At 40.0% G+C, this 18,149-nt stretch carries 16 protein-coding genes; 3 read left to right on the top strand and 13 right to left on the bottom strand.

Features of this window, described 5'->3' with window-relative positions:
- Window positions 1-3: 3 nt before the first annotated feature.
- The 11 genes from WC788_08380 to WC788_08330 all read right to left on the bottom strand — a co-directional run bounded on the left by WC788_08380 (window position 4) and on the right by WC788_08330 (window position 11,452).
- Window positions 4-906 (bottom strand): NlpC/P60 family protein, encoded by a 903-nt coding sequence (locus WC788_08380; protein MFA6097610.1) that lies wholly within the window; start codon window positions 904-906, stop codon window positions 4-6.
- A gap of 222 nt (window positions 907-1,128) precedes the next feature.
- The gene (locus tag WC788_08375) at window positions 1,129-2,709 is read right to left on the bottom strand and encodes a D-aminoacylase (GenBank protein MFA6097609.1); all 1,581 of its coding nucleotides are present in this window, start codon (window positions 2,707-2,709) and stop codon (window positions 1,129-1,131) included.
- 243 nt (window positions 2,710-2,952) lie between these two features.
- Entirely contained in the window at window positions 2,953-4,011 is a 1,059-nt protein-coding gene (mraY, locus tag WC788_08370) for a phospho-N-acetylmuramoyl-pentapeptide-transferase (GenBank protein MFA6097608.1), read from the bottom strand.
- A 28-nt stretch (window positions 4,012-4,039) separates the two neighbouring features.
- Window positions 4,040-4,447 carry a VanZ family protein gene (locus tag WC788_08365; GenBank protein ID MFA6097607.1) on the bottom strand — a complete coding sequence of 136 codons (408 nt, stop codon included), beginning with the start codon at window positions 4,445-4,447 and terminating at the stop codon, window positions 4,040-4,042.
- A gap of 10 nt (window positions 4,448-4,457) precedes the next feature.
- Window positions 4,458-5,597: an aromatic amino acid transport family protein gene (locus WC788_08360; GenBank protein ID MFA6097606.1), complete on the bottom strand. Its 1,140-nt coding sequence runs from the start codon at window positions 5,595-5,597 to the stop codon at window positions 4,458-4,460.
- Window positions 5,598-5,855: 258 nt separating this feature from the next.
- Window positions 5,856-6,398, bottom strand: coding sequence for an SAM-dependent methyltransferase (locus WC788_08355; protein MFA6097605.1), 543 nt, complete (start codon window positions 6,396-6,398; stop codon window positions 5,856-5,858).
- A 15-nt stretch (window positions 6,399-6,413) separates the two neighbouring features.
- The gene (locus WC788_08350) at window positions 6,414-7,055 is read right to left on the bottom strand and encodes a GDSL-type esterase/lipase family protein (protein MFA6097604.1); all 642 of its coding nucleotides are present in this window, start codon (window positions 7,053-7,055) and stop codon (window positions 6,414-6,416) included.
- Between the two features lie 47 nt (window positions 7,056-7,102).
- On the bottom strand, window positions 7,103-7,651 hold the full coding sequence (locus WC788_08345) for a peptidylprolyl isomerase (protein MFA6097603.1): 549 nt from the start codon (window positions 7,649-7,651) through the stop codon (window positions 7,103-7,105).
- Between the two features lie 379 nt (window positions 7,652-8,030).
- On the bottom strand, window positions 8,031-8,201 hold the full coding sequence (locus tag WC788_08340) for a hypothetical protein (protein ID MFA6097602.1): 171 nt from the start codon (window positions 8,199-8,201) through the stop codon (window positions 8,031-8,033).
- Between the two features lie 21 nt (window positions 8,202-8,222).
- Window positions 8,223-11,069 carry an ATP-dependent Clp protease ATP-binding subunit gene (locus WC788_08335; GenBank protein MFA6097601.1) on the bottom strand — a complete coding sequence of 949 codons (2,847 nt, stop codon included), beginning with the start codon at window positions 11,067-11,069 and terminating at the stop codon, window positions 8,223-8,225.
- Window positions 11,070-11,089: 20 nt separating this feature from the next.
- Window positions 11,090-11,452 (bottom strand): hypothetical protein, encoded by a 363-nt coding sequence (locus tag WC788_08330; protein ID MFA6097600.1) that lies wholly within the window; start codon window positions 11,450-11,452, stop codon window positions 11,090-11,092.
- Window positions 11,453-11,571: 119 nt separating this feature from the next.
- On the opposite strand from WC788_08330, the gene WC788_08325 reads away from it, so the two are divergent.
- The 3 genes from WC788_08325 (at window position 11,572) to WC788_08315 (ending at window position 14,844) form a co-directional block, all read left to right on the top strand.
- Entirely contained in the window at window positions 11,572-13,215 is a 1,644-nt protein-coding gene (locus WC788_08325; GenBank protein ID MFA6097599.1) for a tRNA uridine(34) 5-carboxymethylaminomethyl modification radical SAM/GNAT enzyme Elp3, read from the top strand.
- Between the two features lie 111 nt (window positions 13,216-13,326).
- A complete protein-coding gene (locus tag WC788_08320; GenBank protein ID MFA6097598.1) occupies window positions 13,327-13,890 on the top strand; it encodes a hypothetical protein in 564 nt (187 codons plus the stop codon).
- Between the two features lie 198 nt (window positions 13,891-14,088).
- On the top strand, window positions 14,089-14,844 hold the full coding sequence (locus WC788_08315; GenBank protein ID MFA6097597.1) for a hypothetical protein: 756 nt from the start codon (window positions 14,089-14,091) through the stop codon (window positions 14,842-14,844).
- A 381-nt stretch (window positions 14,845-15,225) separates the two neighbouring features.
- On the opposite strand, the gene WC788_08310 is transcribed toward WC788_08315, so the two are convergent.
- Both WC788_08310 and WC788_08305 read right to left on the bottom strand, forming a co-directional pair.
- The gene (locus WC788_08310; protein ID MFA6097596.1) at window positions 15,226-16,896 is read right to left on the bottom strand and encodes an RNA-binding domain-containing protein; all 1,671 of its coding nucleotides are present in this window, start codon (window positions 16,894-16,896) and stop codon (window positions 15,226-15,228) included.
- Window positions 16,897-17,049: 153 nt separating this feature from the next.
- Entirely contained in the window at window positions 17,050-17,850 is an 801-nt protein-coding gene (locus WC788_08305) for a UPF0489 family protein (GenBank protein MFA6097595.1), read from the bottom strand.
- Window positions 17,851-18,149 lie beyond the last annotated feature (299 nt).

Raw genomic sequence — 18,149 nt, 5'->3', positions numbered from 1 at the left:
TATTCAGAAAATCCTTCTCGCTTCAATGACATCATAATTTTCAAGAACTTCATCCATTTTCTGGATGATGACTTTCCTCTTATCCAAAGAAGCATGTATCAGCCAGCTTGTGTTATCTTTCAATACCAGGATCCCAACGTGCTTGTGTGAATTCCTTTTTTTTATAAGAAAAACCAGATCTCCCGACTCCGCGTCTTTCAGTCCGATCTTCGATCCCATTTGTTTCTGGTCCCATGAATGTTTAGGAAGGATCAATCCCGCGGCATTCCTATAAACGGCCTGCACAAATCCGGAACAATCTATCCCGCTTTCTGACCTTCCGCCTAATACATACTTCGTCCCTATATATTTTCTCGCTTCTTTCACGATGGCGCTTTTATCGGAGTTACCGGCAACGATCTCATCCTTCTTTGCAAAATTGCCATTATTCCACTTCCTGCGCAAATTTTTCTTATCCATCCCGACATCTTTTTTATCGATCCAGCCCAGAGTCAAATCACCCTGCTGTACAAGCAGCTGATCTTCTTTTTTTAATAATATACGGAGCACTTCGTCCCTGAAAGCCTGCGAACATCTGATCCTTTTCAGTATTTTTTCATTTATTATCCCGTTCGACACAAACCTCGATCTCAGATTTGCGGTCTTCGTTCTGACCAGGCCCCATCCTATCTCATTTCCCTGTTTCCAGTCGCTGAGCACGGCGATATCCTCCTGAGATATTTTCACACCACCGTCTGCCGCCAGGCGCAGCAATTCATCTTTCTGGTTTCCGGTAAGAACGGCGCCGCTCAATTTCAATCCATTGCTTGTTTCTTTCGCTTCAATACTAAAAACAGCAACCCCGTATTTTTGCTGATATTTTTTAGATAAACTTTTTAGTACGCCGTGGATATCTTGTTTTGTCATGTTTACTGATTATATTTTCCTCTGTGAAAGATTTAAATTTTCAATTACCAAATGACAATTTTCAATCAATGATCAATGCTTTAATTTACAATGATAATTGAGTAATTGTAAATTTATTGGAAATTGATAATTGTACATTGAAAATTATTACAAATATATGTAGATACGACCTGATTATTAAGGTCTCACCATTCGCTGATATTTTTTCACTCAGATTTATTTTTATTTTCTCCTCAGCACCTTCCCAGCCAGCTCTCCGGTGTGCTGTCCTTTTTCCACGACCATCTTGCCGTTTATGATAACATACTCAATTCCGTCCGAATATTTATATGGATTGATGAAGTCAGCCCTCTCTCCGACCGTATTCTGATCGAATACGACCACATCGGCATAATATCCTTTTTTCAGCAATCCCCTTTCCCTGATGCCCACTTTTGTCGCAGGCTTAGAGGTCATTTTCTTAATGGCATTCTCAAGGCTTATCACCTTTTCCTCCCTGACATATTTTCCAAGGATCCTGGTGCATGTCCCGAAACATCTCGGATGGACAAGCTCTCCGGTTCTTGTGTATTCGATATTATAAGCTGCGTCTCCGGAAGCCACGATGGAATGGGAATTTTTCAACGATAATTTCACATTTTCTTCGCTCAACACGCCCCTATGAAAAACAATGACGTGGCCGTTCGCGCTGATAAGAAGCTCGATTATAACCTCCTCCGGACTCATTTCCTGCTTTTGGGCGATATCCATGATATTCTTTCCCACAACTTCCCTCAGTCTCGGGCAGATCGAGATCACAACGTCATTGTAATCATATTTCATTTCTTTCATCTCATTGAGGATCTTGTCTCTGAGGTCCGGATCCTTCAGTCTTTTTATCATCTGTTTTCTTCCTCCCTCAGAAACCCAGTCCGGCAACAGAATATAAAGCACCGATCCTGTCGTGTCATATGGATATATATCGAAATCCAAATTGACATTCTCTTCATTGGCAATGTCGATCATTTCAAGGGCCCTGGGCATATCCGACCAATATTCCCTTCCGACAGCCTTGAGATGCGAAATTTCGATCGAAACCCCGGTCTCTCTTCCTATCTGGATCGTCTCATTGATGCTCGGCAGAAGCTCTTCGGATTCCCCTCTTATATGGCTGGCATAGAATGCGTTGTTGCTCTTTATGATCTCTACGAGATACTTTATCTCCTCCATGGAAGCCATTTTTGCATGCGAAAATACGAGTCCTGTCGACATTCCGAACACTCCCTCGCTCAAACTGTCGGAGAGCATCTTTCCCATGATCTTTATTTCTTCATTTGTGATCTTTCTGAACTCTTCGCCGATCAGACCCCTCCTCAAAGTTTCATGCCCGACCAATGTTCCAAAATTCAGTCCTATTTTTTTCTTCTCAAGCTCGCTGAAAAACTTTGCCGGCCTGTCCCAATTGATATGGACATTTCCGATATCCACCCACTTCTGGATCGCCGCAACCGAACTTTCTCCGATGATCGGAGCCAGCGAAGATCCGCAATTTCCGCCTATTATACTTGTCACTCCCTGCATAACCTTGCTATCAAGCCTCGGAATCGTAAAAAGCGTCCAAAAACTGTCGGAGTGATCGAGGATATCAATAAATCCCGGACAAACGATCTTGCCCGAAGCGTCAATGACCTTTATCGCCTTCGCATCATCGGGCAACTTTTCCAAAGCGACTATCCGGCCATTCTCGATCGCGATATCCGCATTAATGCTTTTCTCGCCGCTGCCATCAATGACCGTGCCGTTTTTGATAATAAGACTGAACATGTGATAAAATTTAAAATTTAAATATCCAAATGAAAAATGACAATGTAAAATCTTATAATGACTAAGCATCAAGATACCTGCCTACCGACAGACAAGCAATGATCAAGCAATAACCAAATTTCAATAATCAGAATCTATTTATTTCCTTTGTTTGGTGATTGTTTCCTGGTCATTGATTGTTTAATAAATTTATTAATTTTAATCTGTCATCTTTATTTTTTATATTTTCATTTTTATTTTAAATCACTTTCCCATGCCTAATAATCCAACAACAAGGCCAATTGCCGACATAACCCAAGCGATTATCCAGAACCTCATTGTAACTTTGCATTCGGGCCATCCGAGAGCTTCGAAATGATGATGTATGGGAGCGCTCAAAAAAACTTTTTTCTTTCTGATCTTTTTTGATGCTAATTGTATTATTACCGAGACCGACTCCATGACCAGGATAAAGCATATCAGCGGCAAAATAAGAAATGAATCAGTCAGCATGGCAATTGTTCCAAGAGTAACGCCAAGAGCCATTGAACCCGTATCTCCCATATAGAACCTTGCGGGATGGACATTAAACCACAAAAAGGCAAGAAGTGTTCCGATAATAGCCGCGCAGAACATTGCCAGCTCGACCTTGCCCTGAGAAAAAGCTATCGCAGAAAGAGCTCCGAATGCAGGAAGGATCACTCCTCCGGCAAGACCATCAAGTCCGTCAGTTTCATTCATTGAAAAAGAAGTTGCAACAATAACAAACACAAACAAGGGAAAATACCAAAAACCGATAAAAAAATCTCCGATCGCCGGAATGTGTATAGTATCCCAGCCAAGTTTGAAATAAAACCAATAAGCCCCCACGACTGCGACAAAAGTGTAGAGCAATATTCTATCCTTGATCCCCAACCCTCCGCCCTTCGGTCCTATCTTCAGCACTCCCATTATATCATCCAGCGCCCCCACAAGACCAGCAAGGACCATTATGCCCAAGGGAAGATAGGTCTGCTTTCTATCCAGAAAATTGATCTGCTCCAGGATCGGATCTCCGGTTGCAGACAATGCCGCCCAAAATATTATTGCAATTGCGGCAACAACGATCCAGATCAACAGTCCTCCCATTGTAGGCGTTCCCGCCTTTTTTTTGTGAAGCTCCGTGAATATGGGCGTGTCTCCCTCGGCCCTGATCTGTTTTCCAATTTTATATTTATAGAGAAAATGGGTCAGAACCGGAGTGAGCGCCATGGCGACGATAAACGAAATGGCAAGAATTCCAAAAACCCTTATCACATCCATAACAACGAACGGATTTTCCATAGAAAATAAATAAAAATTAAAACCTTTCTCAGCGGTCTTGCTCTTTTTTTATGCTAACATTTATAAGCTTTTTGTCAATTAAGAAAACTGACATAAAAATGCCTAAACTATCAATAAAAACATCATTGAAGCTTCCCGATCTTCCGCCCACGAAAGTCTGATGATATTCATCGGTTAGCGCATAAGTGAGAGAAAAAACGACCGCGCATGCCAAAGACCTCCGAAAACCCATATTTTGCCTGAATGTTCTGAATGCAAGAAAAACCAAAATGCCATACTCCATCATATGAGATATCTTCCTCAGTATAAAATCCCACCGATTCGGAAGATCCGATTTCAGGTCCGGGATCGAAGAGAGATAATAGATCACGGAACACCACAAAAAAACGGGAAGCCAGTATTTCAATAGTTTTTCATAATCGATTTTAGGGATCATATCTATAAAGTTACCAAGTCTTATAGGCAAACTGGGAGGCAATACCCAAAATGAATACCAGGATTATAAGAAAAGATGCAAAACGCGGTATCTTGATCACATAAGGCGGCTTGGAATCTCCTTTCTTTTTTGCGGCATAGAATAATATTACGATCAGAATGCCGGTGAGCCCTCCGGATATGCTTCCTGCGACGTTCACAACTGTTATGAAATCTCTCAGCCCCAGAACAAAGGGAATGAACGGAATAAAACATGCCAAAAACCATGCCTTGCCGTTCCCTAAACGAAAATCTAACTGCAGCGTCTCTTTCAGATCTACTCCGATAACCAGATATGAGGATACGATCGCAAAAACCGCAAAAATATTTCCGAGCATCACAACACTGTTTCCCATGAGCAGGAAAAGTCCCTGAAGCGAGTCTTTGGTGGTATTTTCTCCTGTCGCTCCGAAGACCGCCGCCATGAATATCAAATATATTGCGATCGGTATCAAGGTCCCCGCAATAATGGCGCTTTTTATCCTTTTCTGCCCGGTCTTTATCATGTGCTCCATTTGAGGGATGGCAGAAAGCGCGCCCATAGCAAAAAGGATCACGCCGAACGGAAAGAATGATTCCGAAACATTATATGAATAATAGTTTACCGGATCGATATGAGGGATCGTTTTAAAAATTATTCCAAAGATCGTGGAAAGGATCAGAATAACGGAGAGAAATTCCGCGATCTCAAGAAACTTCAGGTTCATATATATAAAGATCGACATAATGGCGAAAACCACGACCCCATAAGTAAAATCATTACCCCCGAAGAACGGCGACAAGATCGAATTGAGGAATACCCCTCCGATGATGATATAGACCAGAATATTGGAATACAGAGAAAAAAGAACTATGATCGAAGAAAAGGTTCTGCCTTTTTTGCCGATATATTTCCCGCAATATCCGACCAGCCGCAGATTTTTCTTCGTCCGGAGCGTCACTTCGGCATACATGAGATTAATAACAATCGTAATAAACCCCAAAACCAGGAGAAGAATGGCAGCTGGAATAAATCCGGCTATCCGCGCCGAATAAGGCAAGCCAAAAATACCCGCTCCAATAGTCGTGCCGACAAGCGTCGTTATGGCATAGATATAATTTTTATCGAACATAGTAATTATTTATTTGAGAAAAACATTTTTGTATCATTAGCTTAAAACAGGACATCTGAAATCAAGCAAGCGAGAATTTACAATTTTCAATTCTCAATTTTCAATCAATTCTAAATTTATCAATTTTCAAACACCTGCAAGTTGGTTTGGAAATTAAAATATTGAACATTAATTGATAATTGATCATTGATAATTGAGAATTATGACGACTTATTTACTCAGTCTTTCATTTCCCTCCCGAACAAAATAAAACGTAACTTATTTTATGTCTGGCCTATAAAGGTATATATTCCAATTATCCCTTGTGTGCTCTATCTTCTTTTCAGGTTCATAATTTTTCATGGCAAACGCATAAGAAACGATCCTTGCTCCGCTTTTCAGTTTCTTTTGTTTTATATACACGCCTATCTTCTCCATAAGTTCGGGAGTAAGAAAACAGAAAATGACATCGGCATTCTCGAGATCCGAGCTGAACAGATTTTCGCATCTGAATTCCGTTTTTCCTCCGACTCCGGCGATCTTCGCTCTGAGCTTTGCATAAAGCATGACAGGATAAACAAGTTCATATCCTATCCCGATGCAACCATATTTCCTCACGGCCTCGACAAGAACTCTTCCGTCACCACATCCGAGATCATAGAATCTTTCTCCTTTTTTTATTTGGGCAAGCCCCAGAGCCATATCAATGCCTTTTCTTTGCGAAGGTATCGGCCCCACTGCTATCATTGCGGGAAAAGCCTTAATGACAAAGTAAAATAGCACTATATATATCCACACCACAAGAAATACATATAAAGTCATATTCGCATATTTTAATTAAACGATCTTTTTCCTCTCCAGATACCCATTCACAATATCATATATCTTTTCATGCCCCCCGGAATTCGGATGCAATCCGTCAAAAAGGAATTTTTTGCATTCCGTCCGACAGAACTCGTCATAAATTCCGATAAAATCCGTATTCTTCTCCAGACAGACAGACCTCAGAATATTGTCATATTTTTTTATATATTCATTCTTATAACTCGCCCCGATCCTGCTCAATGGCACCGGATCGACTTTTGATTCATCAACCGGCGTGAATCCCAAAAATATGACCTTTGAATCATACAGACCGGAAAGTCCGATCAATTTTTCAATATTTTCCCGGAATCTGCCGCTCGGCGTCAAAAAGGCATTCCTACTTTTAATAAAGCAAGAATCATTTATGCCGATAGCGAAAATAATGATCGTCTCCTCCTCTATTGTTCTCTGTTGAACTTCAAATTCAAATCTTTTCAGCAAATTTCCGGTGTGATCGCCATCTATGCTTAAATTATAAACATCGCAATAGAATTCAAGATCAGAAGAGATCACTTTTCTGTTTATTTTACACTTCAATCTTTCAACCCACCCGCCCGCCTCGTCCCACGCTCCATATGCGACACTATCTCCAAAAACCAATATTTGCTTCGACATAAACGATAAAATTATATCTTCTTAACAACCATCATCTTTTGGAATTTTTACTTTTCTATATAAATTCTATTCATCACATCCCCCTGTTTTATACCTCTTGCTATATCCATTCCTTCGATAACCCTTCCAAAGACAGTATGCCTTCCATCAAGATGGGGCTGGGCTTTCTCAGTAACGATGAAGAATTGGCTTCCGTTCGTATTCGGACCGGCATTTGCCATAGCAAGAGAACCGACATCAACTTTGTGGGATTGTAAATTTTTGTCATATCCATACCCAAGAGCTTCATTGGCCTTTATAACTTCCTCACTAAGCCCCAAACTCCATGGATTTATTTCGTCCTCGAATTTATATCCCGGACCGCCGGTCCCGTCGTTCGCAGGATCATTATCCTTGCTCAGCGGATCCCCTCCCTGGATCATAAAATCAGAGAACACTCTATGGAACTTTGTCCCATCATAGAATTTTGAATCCGCCAATTTCACAAAGTTATCCACAGTCTTCGGCGCATCTTTTGAGAACAATTCCAATCTTATCTTTCCCTTTTTAGTTTCGATTACCGCAATCTTATCGGGTATATTTTCATCTTCGCCGATAACTATTTCTTCATACTTTACCCCCTCATCTGCGGCATTCGGCTGATCGATCTTATCCTCCTTCGATTCCGTATTTTCATCTATACCGCTCGTTGGTTTATTTTCAAAATTGTTTTTATTCTTGCCAAGAGCGATCATAACCTGGTATCCGGAAAAAAATACCAGAGCCGCTAATATTAACGTTTTAATCACTCTATTCCTCTTCCGTTTTTTTTCTATCATCTGATTGACTTCCTCCATTTTTCTTTCCTTCTTAAGCTTTTGCCTTCTGCCCATTGTTTTTCATTAATTGTTAGCTATTTAAATAATTGCGATGCTGTTGAAAATAAAGTATGGGATTTTTTTGAAATCTAGAATTTGATATCTGAAATTATTCTCCCTACTCCCCTTCCCTGTCCCTTTTCTTTTTTGCTTCTTCTTGCATTTGCTTATACATGATCTGTATGGCCTGGATCGGAAGCCAGACAGGCATGGTCAAAACAAGCATAAGTTCGACCATCCCTTCGCCTCCTTTTGTTTTCGCTCTTGTTACACCCATTGTTTCACCCATATTTTTATGTATTAAATTTTATTAGACATCCTGCTCCTTGATCTCAAACACGTCCCCCCTTCTGATCTCTCCTTTCAGAAATTTCACCGCAATAAGATTTTCCACTTTTTCCTGTATGGTTCTCTGCAGGAACCTTGCTCCATATTCGGGACTATATCCCGCAGTGGATAGTTTCGCAATGGCTTCGAGGGACGCAATGAATTTTATCCCTTGCGCCTTCTCCAGCCTCTTTGCCAGACCGTCAAGCTGAAGCTTCGTGATAAATACGACATCTTCCCTTGAAAGAGATCTGAAGATTATCCTGGCCGTAAAACGATTCAGAAATTCCGGAGCAAAGTACTGCAGGAGATACGGTTCGAGCATCTGCAGCATCCTTTCATTGCTGCTTCCCTCATCAACCACGATCTTGCTTATAACCTTTGAACCGGCATTGGATGTGGCGATTATTATAGAGTTCGTGAAATCCACCGTTCTGCCAAGATTATCGGTCAGCCTTCCGTCGTCGAACACCTGCAGGAAAAGATTAAGCACGTTCTTATCGGCTTTTTCAAGCTCATCCAGCAATATCAGCGAGAAAGGTTTTCTTTTCACGGCCTCGGTCAGAATACCTCCGGAACTCGCTTCCGTCAGATCGGAAGACGATCCTATGAGCTTCTCAACACTTCCCACAGTCTGATATTCGCTCATGTCCAGCCTGATCATCGCACTGTCATCGCCATAATATGCTTCAGCAAGAGCTTTGGCAAGCTCGGTTTTTCCAACTCCCGTCGGGCCAAGAAATAAGAATGTTCCGATCGGCCGGTTCTCCTGCTTTATCCCGACACGAACCCTCCTGATCGCGGAAGCGACAGCCTTCACGGCATCGGACTGACCAATAACCCTTCCGTGCAGTTTTTCTTCAAGACCTAGCAGCTTTTCGGCTTCGGTCGCATTTATATCCGTAAGCGGTATTCCGGTCTTGTCGGTTATGACTTCCATGATATCTTTATCCCTCAAAATCGAGCCCGGTCCGCGGCGCCTCACCTCGACAGCCGTCTCGCTGAGAAGATCTATGGCCTTTCCCGGAAGCAAACGATCGGTAATGTATCTTTTTGAAAGTTCCGTGGCTTTTTTTATCGCGCCATAGGTCATGACGATCCCTTCTCTCGCTTCGATTATCTTGGCCTGCAGTGCGAGCACTTCCATGGTGTTCTTTTCGTCCAGCTCCTCAACCTTTATCATATCGAAATTATTGGCAAAATCCGCCCTCGGTTCGATATATTTATGATAATTCCTGTAATCGGTCGAACCGATGATCTGGAAAATTCCCTGCGCAAGGATCGGTGACAGGACCTTTGACGCATCAAAACCCTGGCCGGATCCCGCCGCCGCCATATTATGTATATCGGGAATATAAAGAATTATATTTCCGCTCTTTCCCATGTCCTCAAGAAGCTTTCTTATTCTTTGCTCCAGGTCCCCGCCCGCTTTCGCTCCGGAAACAAGAGCTCCGATATCCAATACCACAAGCCTCTTGTCCTTCAACGTCGGAAGAACCTGGTCTTTCACCATCCTCGTAGCCAGCTTCTTTACGATCGATGTCCTGCCGCACCCCTGCTCGCCGATGAGAAGAGCATTGTTCTGGCTTGTCCTTTCCAATATTCTCATGAGATTATCGAGTTCTTTGTCCCTGTCTACAACATATCCGATAAGCCCTACCCTCGCATGATCGGTGAGGTCGTAGCTGAATTTATCCAGTTCAGGCGTCACCCTCGAAGTCCAAGCCCTGTTCATGACAACATGCTTGACCCTCCGCGGCCTCTTCAGGGCAACTCTTATTCCCGACCAGCCTTTCACCCAAACCACCGTATTTCTGATGTCATCCACCTCGATCTTCATATCATTGAAATATTTCTTTATACTATCATCGCTCAAGATAGAAAGAAAAAGGCTCTCGGGCTCAACCTGAGGAAGGCCTACGATCATAGTTTCCCAAAACGCAATAAGCGTAAATCTTTCCAGGTCCGGACTCATGACAGTTCCCTGAAGAATACCGTCCTGCTCATAATAATCATTCTTCGGTAGACTCTCCATCATTTTTTCCATATCCGACACAAATTTCTTCGTATCGACTTCCAGTCTTTTGAATATGGCATTGGTAAGCGGATTTTCGGCTATTATTTTTGCGAGATGATAGCAGGATGGCGCTTGTTTTTTGCCATGTGCGAGATCAAGAGTTGCGATCAGTGTTTTTTGAGCAAGAGGCGAAAAATATTCAGCAACATTGACCGGATTTTTGGGAAGCATGCCTTTTCTTTCATAGAAAACTTCGAAGTCCTGAGACTTCGGATCGATCTCTTTTCTGGCAACATTCCTTATCCTATGCAGATAATAAATGACCATAGCGCCAAAAATAGAGAGCCAGAAATACAAAGGCCCGGAACCATTCTCAGTGAAAAGCACATTAAAAGCCCCGGCGGTGTGATCTATTGTTTTCAATATTGCAAGAAAATAGTCCGTCAGTATCCAGCCGGTCTCTTCGGACATAATGTCATCGCGCAGTATATATAGAAAATGCGGATTCATCCGGACAACGAAAGACATTCCGAGCAGAAAGTATGCGATGGATGCAAAAATAATGACCATTTTCAACACCATCGGAATAATGTTCACCGCCTTACGGAGCATCGGGGATATGCCCGATATGTCATGCGACCAGTAATATACGGCTCCTTTTCCAACCCGCAAAAAAACGCCCAAGCCGTTGCACGTCGGACAATCAACTTGATTTTCGGTTACCTTGTTCCCCTTGCAATCGGAACACTCCAGCAATTCAATGGGAATCTTTTTCTCCTTTTTTTCTTTTGTTTCTTTTTTTTCTAAAGCCATTTAATTTTGATATGAATATCCTAAAAAAGATAGTACAGATTGACGAATGTCATCCAAAAAGTTATCGGCGGAACGATTATCCAAACAAGGTACAGACACACAACAAAAACAACCGATGTAGCAGTTACCAGAAAACCGAACAATATGAAACCTATCCTGAAAAAGAAGCCTATGGCCCGCCCCGTAAGATCATAATCGCCAAACAACGGCTCCGTGATGTGCTTTATGTGCACGATGAACCCTACATCGCGTTCCACTCCCCTGAGGAATGCCGCTTCTTTGTTCCAAAAATCTATCGTTCCCTGGACATACCAAATATAGAAGAAATTCAATACTCCTTTTATGAGACCGAATGGCAGATTTACGAAATACTCCGCTATCATTTTGAAAAATTATGTTTACACCTCAAAACAGTTTAGATTGATCTAACTTGCCACAACTAAACTTATTATGTTATTTTTATTATACCATAAAATATGAATATAATAAACATCGGTACACCATGATAAATGAATACATAATAAACGACCTTTCCCGAAGAATATCGCCCAAAAGAACGGGGAATCTTTCCGACCATCTTTCCCAACTGAAAAGAAAAGCGTCGAAAATCCATAAACTTCCGTGCCCCACGAATATAGAGCTTCTGAGAACCTACCGAGCGATGCTAAAAAACGGCAAGATAAAAGAAAATAAGGCGATCGAAAAGGTCCTGACGACAAAAGACATCAGGACGTCTTCCGGGGTGGCGGTCATCGCAGTTCTCACCAAGCCCTATCCATGCCCGGGATCCTGCGTCTATTGCCCGAGCGAAAAAAACATGCCAAAGAGCTATCTCTCCAATGAACCTGCGGTCATGCGCGCGATCCTGACCGGCTTTGACCCCTACGGGCAAGTCAGCGCAAGGATCAGGTCACTGAACGTAACCGGACACGAAACGGACAAAGTTGAGCTCATAGTCATGGGCGGAACTTTTTCATACCTGCCGGAAAAATACCAGGAATGGTTCGTTTCGGAATGCTTCAGGGCATGCAACGATGGAAAATTAAAAATGAAAAATGAAAAAATCAAAATAAAGGAAAATCATTTAGAAGCTTTGCAGAAGCGGAATGAGAAGTCCAAACACAGAATTGTCGGACTGACGCTTGAAACCAGACCGGATTATATCGATGAAAAAGAGATTATCAGAATGAGAAAACTCGGCGCAACACGCGTTGAACTTGGCGTTCAGAGCATATATGACGACGTCCTGAAATTAAACAAACGCGGACATGGAAGAGCTGAAGTGATCAAGGCGACAAAATTATTGAAAGATTCCGGATTCAAGATAAATTATCACATGATGCCCAATCTTCCCGGATCGAACTTCAAAAGAGATCTGCAAATGTTCGAGGAAATTTTTTCCAATCCGGATTTCCAGCCGGATATCATAAAGATATACCCGTGCGTCGTCGTGAAAAACGCCGAGATCTATAAATGGTGGAAAAATGGAAAATATAAACCATATTCAGATAAAAAACTTCTGGATCTGCTTATGGAAGTAAAAAAGAATATTCCATATTACGTCCGCATCACCAGGGTCATCCGCGATATCCCCTCAACCAGCATCGTCGCAGGAAATAAGATCTCCAATCTGAGGCAAGTTCTGGAAAAAAGATCGGGAGAAGAAAATTGGCGATGCAAATGCATAAGATGCAGAGAGATAAGAAATAATTTTGTCCCCCTTGATAAGGGGGGATCGAGGGGGGTTGGGAATGTCGAATTGCATCTACTCCGCCAAGACTACGAAGCATCGCAGGGAAAAGAAATATTCCTGAGTTTCGAAGATAATAGCAGGAAAAATCTCTATTCGATGCTAAGGCTGAGAATAAACGATCACGAGAACAAGCCCGCTTTCCCCGCCCTCAAAGATTCCGCGATCATACGCGAGGTGCATACATACGGAAAGCTGGTCGCGGTGAGCGCAAAAAGCAAAAGATCCCCCCAGCACACAGGGCTTGGGAAGAAATTAATGCTGGAAGCGGAAAGGATCGCCAAAAAAGAATTTGGATTGAAAAAGATCGCCGTCATAAGCGGCGTGGGTGTCAGGAATTATTACAGAAAGCTCGGCTTCAAGCTGAAAGACGGATACATGGTAAAAAAGATATGAATTGACAAAATGCCGCCATTCAATTAACTTTATATCAAAAGAAAGCCGGATCAAAGCATACGGCTTACGTAATTGAACTTTGTAAAACTTGAGTTATGAGAGGTGTTATAAATGGAAAACAAAGATCTGAAAACTGTCAGGAAATTCAGGCCAAAAGATGAACCGATTTTCATGAAGCTCATCAATAAAGTGTTTGATTGGCTCAAAGCTCCGCAATGGTTCACTTTTGAGAGGAAGATCGATGAGAGCAAGGCGCAAGAGGAGTATATCCGCATAATAAGCAAGCTGATCGTCGAAGCCAGAGAATCGATTCACATAGTCGGAAATGAGAATTGCTTTCCGGTCTGGAACAATAAAACAATCGCCGATGCAATAAGAGCCTCCGGCGCCAGTGAAATAACGATCATAGTCTGCGGCACAAAACCGATCTTGAATATTGAGGATATAAACCTGCTTAAATCGACAGAAAAAAATATCAGAATATATTATTCCTCGGACCTTCCGGAGTTGCATTTCATAACAACAGACAATTCGGTTTTAATTGAAGCGGAACATGATAGAGGAGAACATACAGACAAAGCGATTTTCTGCACAGGTTCAGACATAATAAATGAGGTCTACAAGAATGAAGCAAACCGGCTGAAGATAGAGAAAATTGTTTATGTTCAAACATAATCATTGAAACGCTGCATCATAAGTCCTGAAAAAAACGGGACTTTTTTTTATCCGCATTGTCGCTGTCATAAACATTTTCCTGAATCTCCCGCCAATGATCTTTTTTGCACTTCTGTTCATGGTCCCGGCAGAACCGAACGAATATTGACAGAATAGGAGATCGAAAGTATATTGACCTAAAACAAGCGGAGGCAAAACATGTCAAAAGATTTTGGTGTGATCGGACCCTTTGATCTTGAAGAGTCGATCGCTCTTTCAACCTCAAATCCGCATGAATGCGTTCCATGGGAATGGGGAAATCGGACCCACCTGGAAAGCGTCGGATCAAGTTGTCTTTCCTACGAAGAAAGAAAATATTATGGTTGCCAAAGCAGCCACGCCAACAGGCTTTCCACGGTGATCTACCGCCAAACCAAAACGGTTTTATGCCAGATAGATAATTTGAAGGGAATGTTCATTTTTAATAGGAGCGAAGCGAAAAGATTTATAAGTGGATTCGACCATCTTCTCGAAGACAAGATCGATCCGGAAAGCGCTTTAAACCGAGAACTTGCGCAGCTCCGGCTTGAGCTCCGATCGGAAATAGAAATCGAGATCGAAAAAAATCCGCTCATACCCCCCGAGATCTTATCTGAAATAAACACGATCCACGAATCCGGCATACTTCAGCCGCCAAATCTGGAAATTCTGGAAAGAATAAAAAAACAAAGATATCCGAATTGCTGGATATCAAAAGAAGACCTGGAACGGTTCATAAAACTTTTCTACGGCGGACGGCTGGGAGGCGCGATACATACAGGCATAGCCCTGTACCATTTGGGATTTCCGACAGATCACTTGATCGAAACCGCACAAAGTGAACAGCTGACAATCGTACGGCTCTATCGCGGAGATCCGGATCTGGAAAAAACCATATCAGAACATATGAATACTTCAAAAGCATTATTCGCCTAGAGCTTAAACGCTCTTTTTTTATATTTCTATTTGAACTTTTATTATATAATTGCACTCTACATCATTCCACCATTCGCGCGAATGAGGTAGTCGTAAATATTTTTTGAATTTATCACCCAATCCGCACCCGGCAATCCGGATTTAGCGAGGATTGATTTTGATTTGATCAAATTGATCTTTAGAGACATTGGATTTGAAAATATACAATTTAACTTATTCAATATTTCCCCCACCACCCCACCAGTTGTCAAAATCTCTTAAGGTTCTAAGTTTTTCTTCTTTAGTTTCAATTTTATGAATCATAAAAGATTTATAGCGTTGTTAGTTTGTATGGTATGAAATATCTATTCTAAGCCTTTTTATATAAAACATGCCTCAATTTTAGTCATTTTTTAGTTTAGTCTGTTTAGTATTAACGAACTTATATATACCTCTTTTAATTCGATCCAAATGACCATCCTGCACCATTTCCATAAGTGAATATCTAACCCATTCTTTTGTTTTTCCACTCAATATTCCATAAATCTCTGCTGTAGTAAATTCAGTATTCTTTTTCGCGTAATCCAATATCATTTCCCTTGAGGTTTTTTGGCTGGCATGTGTATTGGAAAAATCATCCATGTACTTCTTTGATTTCCTTAAAAAATGCTCGTTAATTTTGAGACTTATGCCTCCTTGACCCCTTTTTGTCACAAAATTTTTCACCAACTCATATTCATCATCACTCACATCCTTATGAAGAATATTTCTTCCGGAATTTATTTTATCTAAAATAACTACCTGATCTTGAGATAAATTTTTTGAGACAAACATAAAACGAGCAAAGGCGGTATCCTTTACCTTTCCACTTAATATAAAATCAACGCGAGGCGTGTCACTTTCATTATCAAATCGATGCTTTATACTTAACCCTTTTCTGCCTTGAGCAACATACGACTTTTTTAATCCTCCACCTTCTTTCTCCATTAAATGCATTGCCTTTGCAAAATCCGCAAGATTTGGATTGAGATACTCCGGTCTTTTATTTTCCGACAAAACCATATCAAGATCTGCTCGAAATTTTCCTGGATTTCTAATTTCCAAACTTATTGGGGTCTGAACCACCTCAATCCATAAATTTATATTCCAATCCCTATGCACCACAGCGTTAATAATCATTTCCTCAATTACCTTGTAATCATATTGAAAAACATCATTTCTGAATAAATCCAAATCCTGCAATGTCGTATTGAACTTGTTAATTTTATCCAACACAGTTTGAATTCCAAAAATAAACGGACGATTTTCATCATCAAAAGATAATCGTTCTTCGATACCATTCAGTTCATCTCTGTAAGTCCATGTTATTTTATTTCTATCTCCAAAAATATTTTTAGCAATAACTGGATTGCCGATGAATAAAAGACATGTATTATTCGGTTTATTGTCTAAATCTATTAGTGATAATGCATTTAATAGTTGTACATTATTCAATTGTTTTTTCTTGTTTTCTGGTATCTCAAAAAATTTCTGGCGAATATAATCAAAAGCTCTTTGATCTATCCAATCCAAAGATGAACCATCAGGAACTACACCGCTCCAATCCACGCTTTTATTGGATATTGTTCTGGAAATAAGAGGATAATCCATAAGTTTTCCATTAGCTTCTCCATTTCTGATATAAGCTATTTTCGCAAAATAGAGTGGTTGATTTCCGCAATTTTTAATTCTTGCCACAAATAAACGCCCTCCATTAATAAAAAATTCTTGGAGTAATATTTCCGGCTTATAATTAAACGCCTGAATTATTTGAGGATAAATAAGACTATTATTTTTCTGAGATGCTGTCGCTAAATCAAATTTAGTTCCAACAATATCCCAGGTCTTATCTTTGAGTCCCCAAATCATATACCCATATTTTTGATCGTGGTAACTCGCAGAATTACTCAAAGCAGAAAGCGTTTCGCCAATCTTTTCTCTATCGACAAGGGAATCTTTCGCTTCAACATACGGCACCTCTGATCCTTTTTCTTTTAATATGCTCAGTAAATTTAATATAATTTCTTGTTCCATAAATTTATTCTACTTTTTTAAACACTATTTTCACACGAAAATTTATCTGTCCGAATTTTCCACAATACCTATCTCTTCCGGCGTAAGATCGTAAAGTTTCTAATACCTCATCAATCCCGCGTACGCGCTTTTGTTTTTGTTTTTTAGATTTGATCAGTACTCTATGATTGAGATAATAGTACAATTAAACTTTATTTTTAAATCAAATACCTTATTAAAAATTATTAATACATCTTCCGATTCCTTCCATCTGGTTTCTTGACAAGGCGTTAATGCAATAGTCATTAATTTTATTTTCTTCTGATTTCTTTTTATTAAATTAAAAAACTTTTTTATATATGCTTTTCTGCCCTTTAAAAATTCAAAAAAATAATCAAAATCAATGTTTATTACAAAATCGTCCCAGTTTTTTAATAATTCTTTTAATTTTTTATAACCTTCTTCCGAATTATCAGTAGGATCTTTGCATTTTTTTTGAAAATAATTAATATCGGGCACTTTGCCATTCATAACACAATTATCTTTCATTCCATTGTTTGTAAATTCGTCTAAATCTTGCTTCACAAAAAAATGCAGATTGCTATTGTTAAAAATTTCTAAAAAGATTGCAGGAATTAAATATGAGCCATCTAAAAATGTTTTATAATTATTTTCTCTTTCATTTGCCTGTTTTTCGTTTATCTCGTCAAATCTGAAATAATCTAGATTTTTGTAATATTCTATCCCATTTTCATCGATTTTTTTCATCATTTTTTCAATCACGCTTTTCGGACCGCCGCAATCAAAATGATCGTCAATGTGAATTAATGCATATTTACTATAGTCATTTTTATCTATTTCATTAATCCAGCACCACAAAGCTAATCTGTGCTTATCCATTATATAAATATTTTTTTCTTTAAAATAGCAAAGTACATTATCCTCTTGCGGATAAATTAATGTTTTATAATTCATAATTTTGTTTTTTTAATTCTTCTATCTTTAATTTCATTAGTAAAATCAGCCAACTTTTTTTGTTTTTCAAATGCACGTAAAAAGGTACTCGGAATCATACTTTTAAAATCTTTAATTTCTTCTACCTGATAAAATTGTTGCAACTTTTTTTCAAAAATTATTTTTATTTCTTTTGTGAATCACCCTGTGAGTCCTGCTGGACATCACAGGGCGTCTGGTGGTAATTTACAGCTCAAAGAGCCTTAACTGTTTTATGTCATCTTTTCTTCCTTGCTTTTCTATATATCTCTCTATTACTT

It is taken from the genome of Candidatus Paceibacterota bacterium, from assembly GCA_041661265.1.
Taxonomy (GTDB): Bacteria; Patescibacteriota; Minisyncoccia; order JAHIHE01; family JAGLIN01; genus JBAZUT01.
The sequence above is the reverse complement of the archived record's forward strand: the minus strand, read 5'-3'. Positions and strand labels throughout refer to the sequence as shown.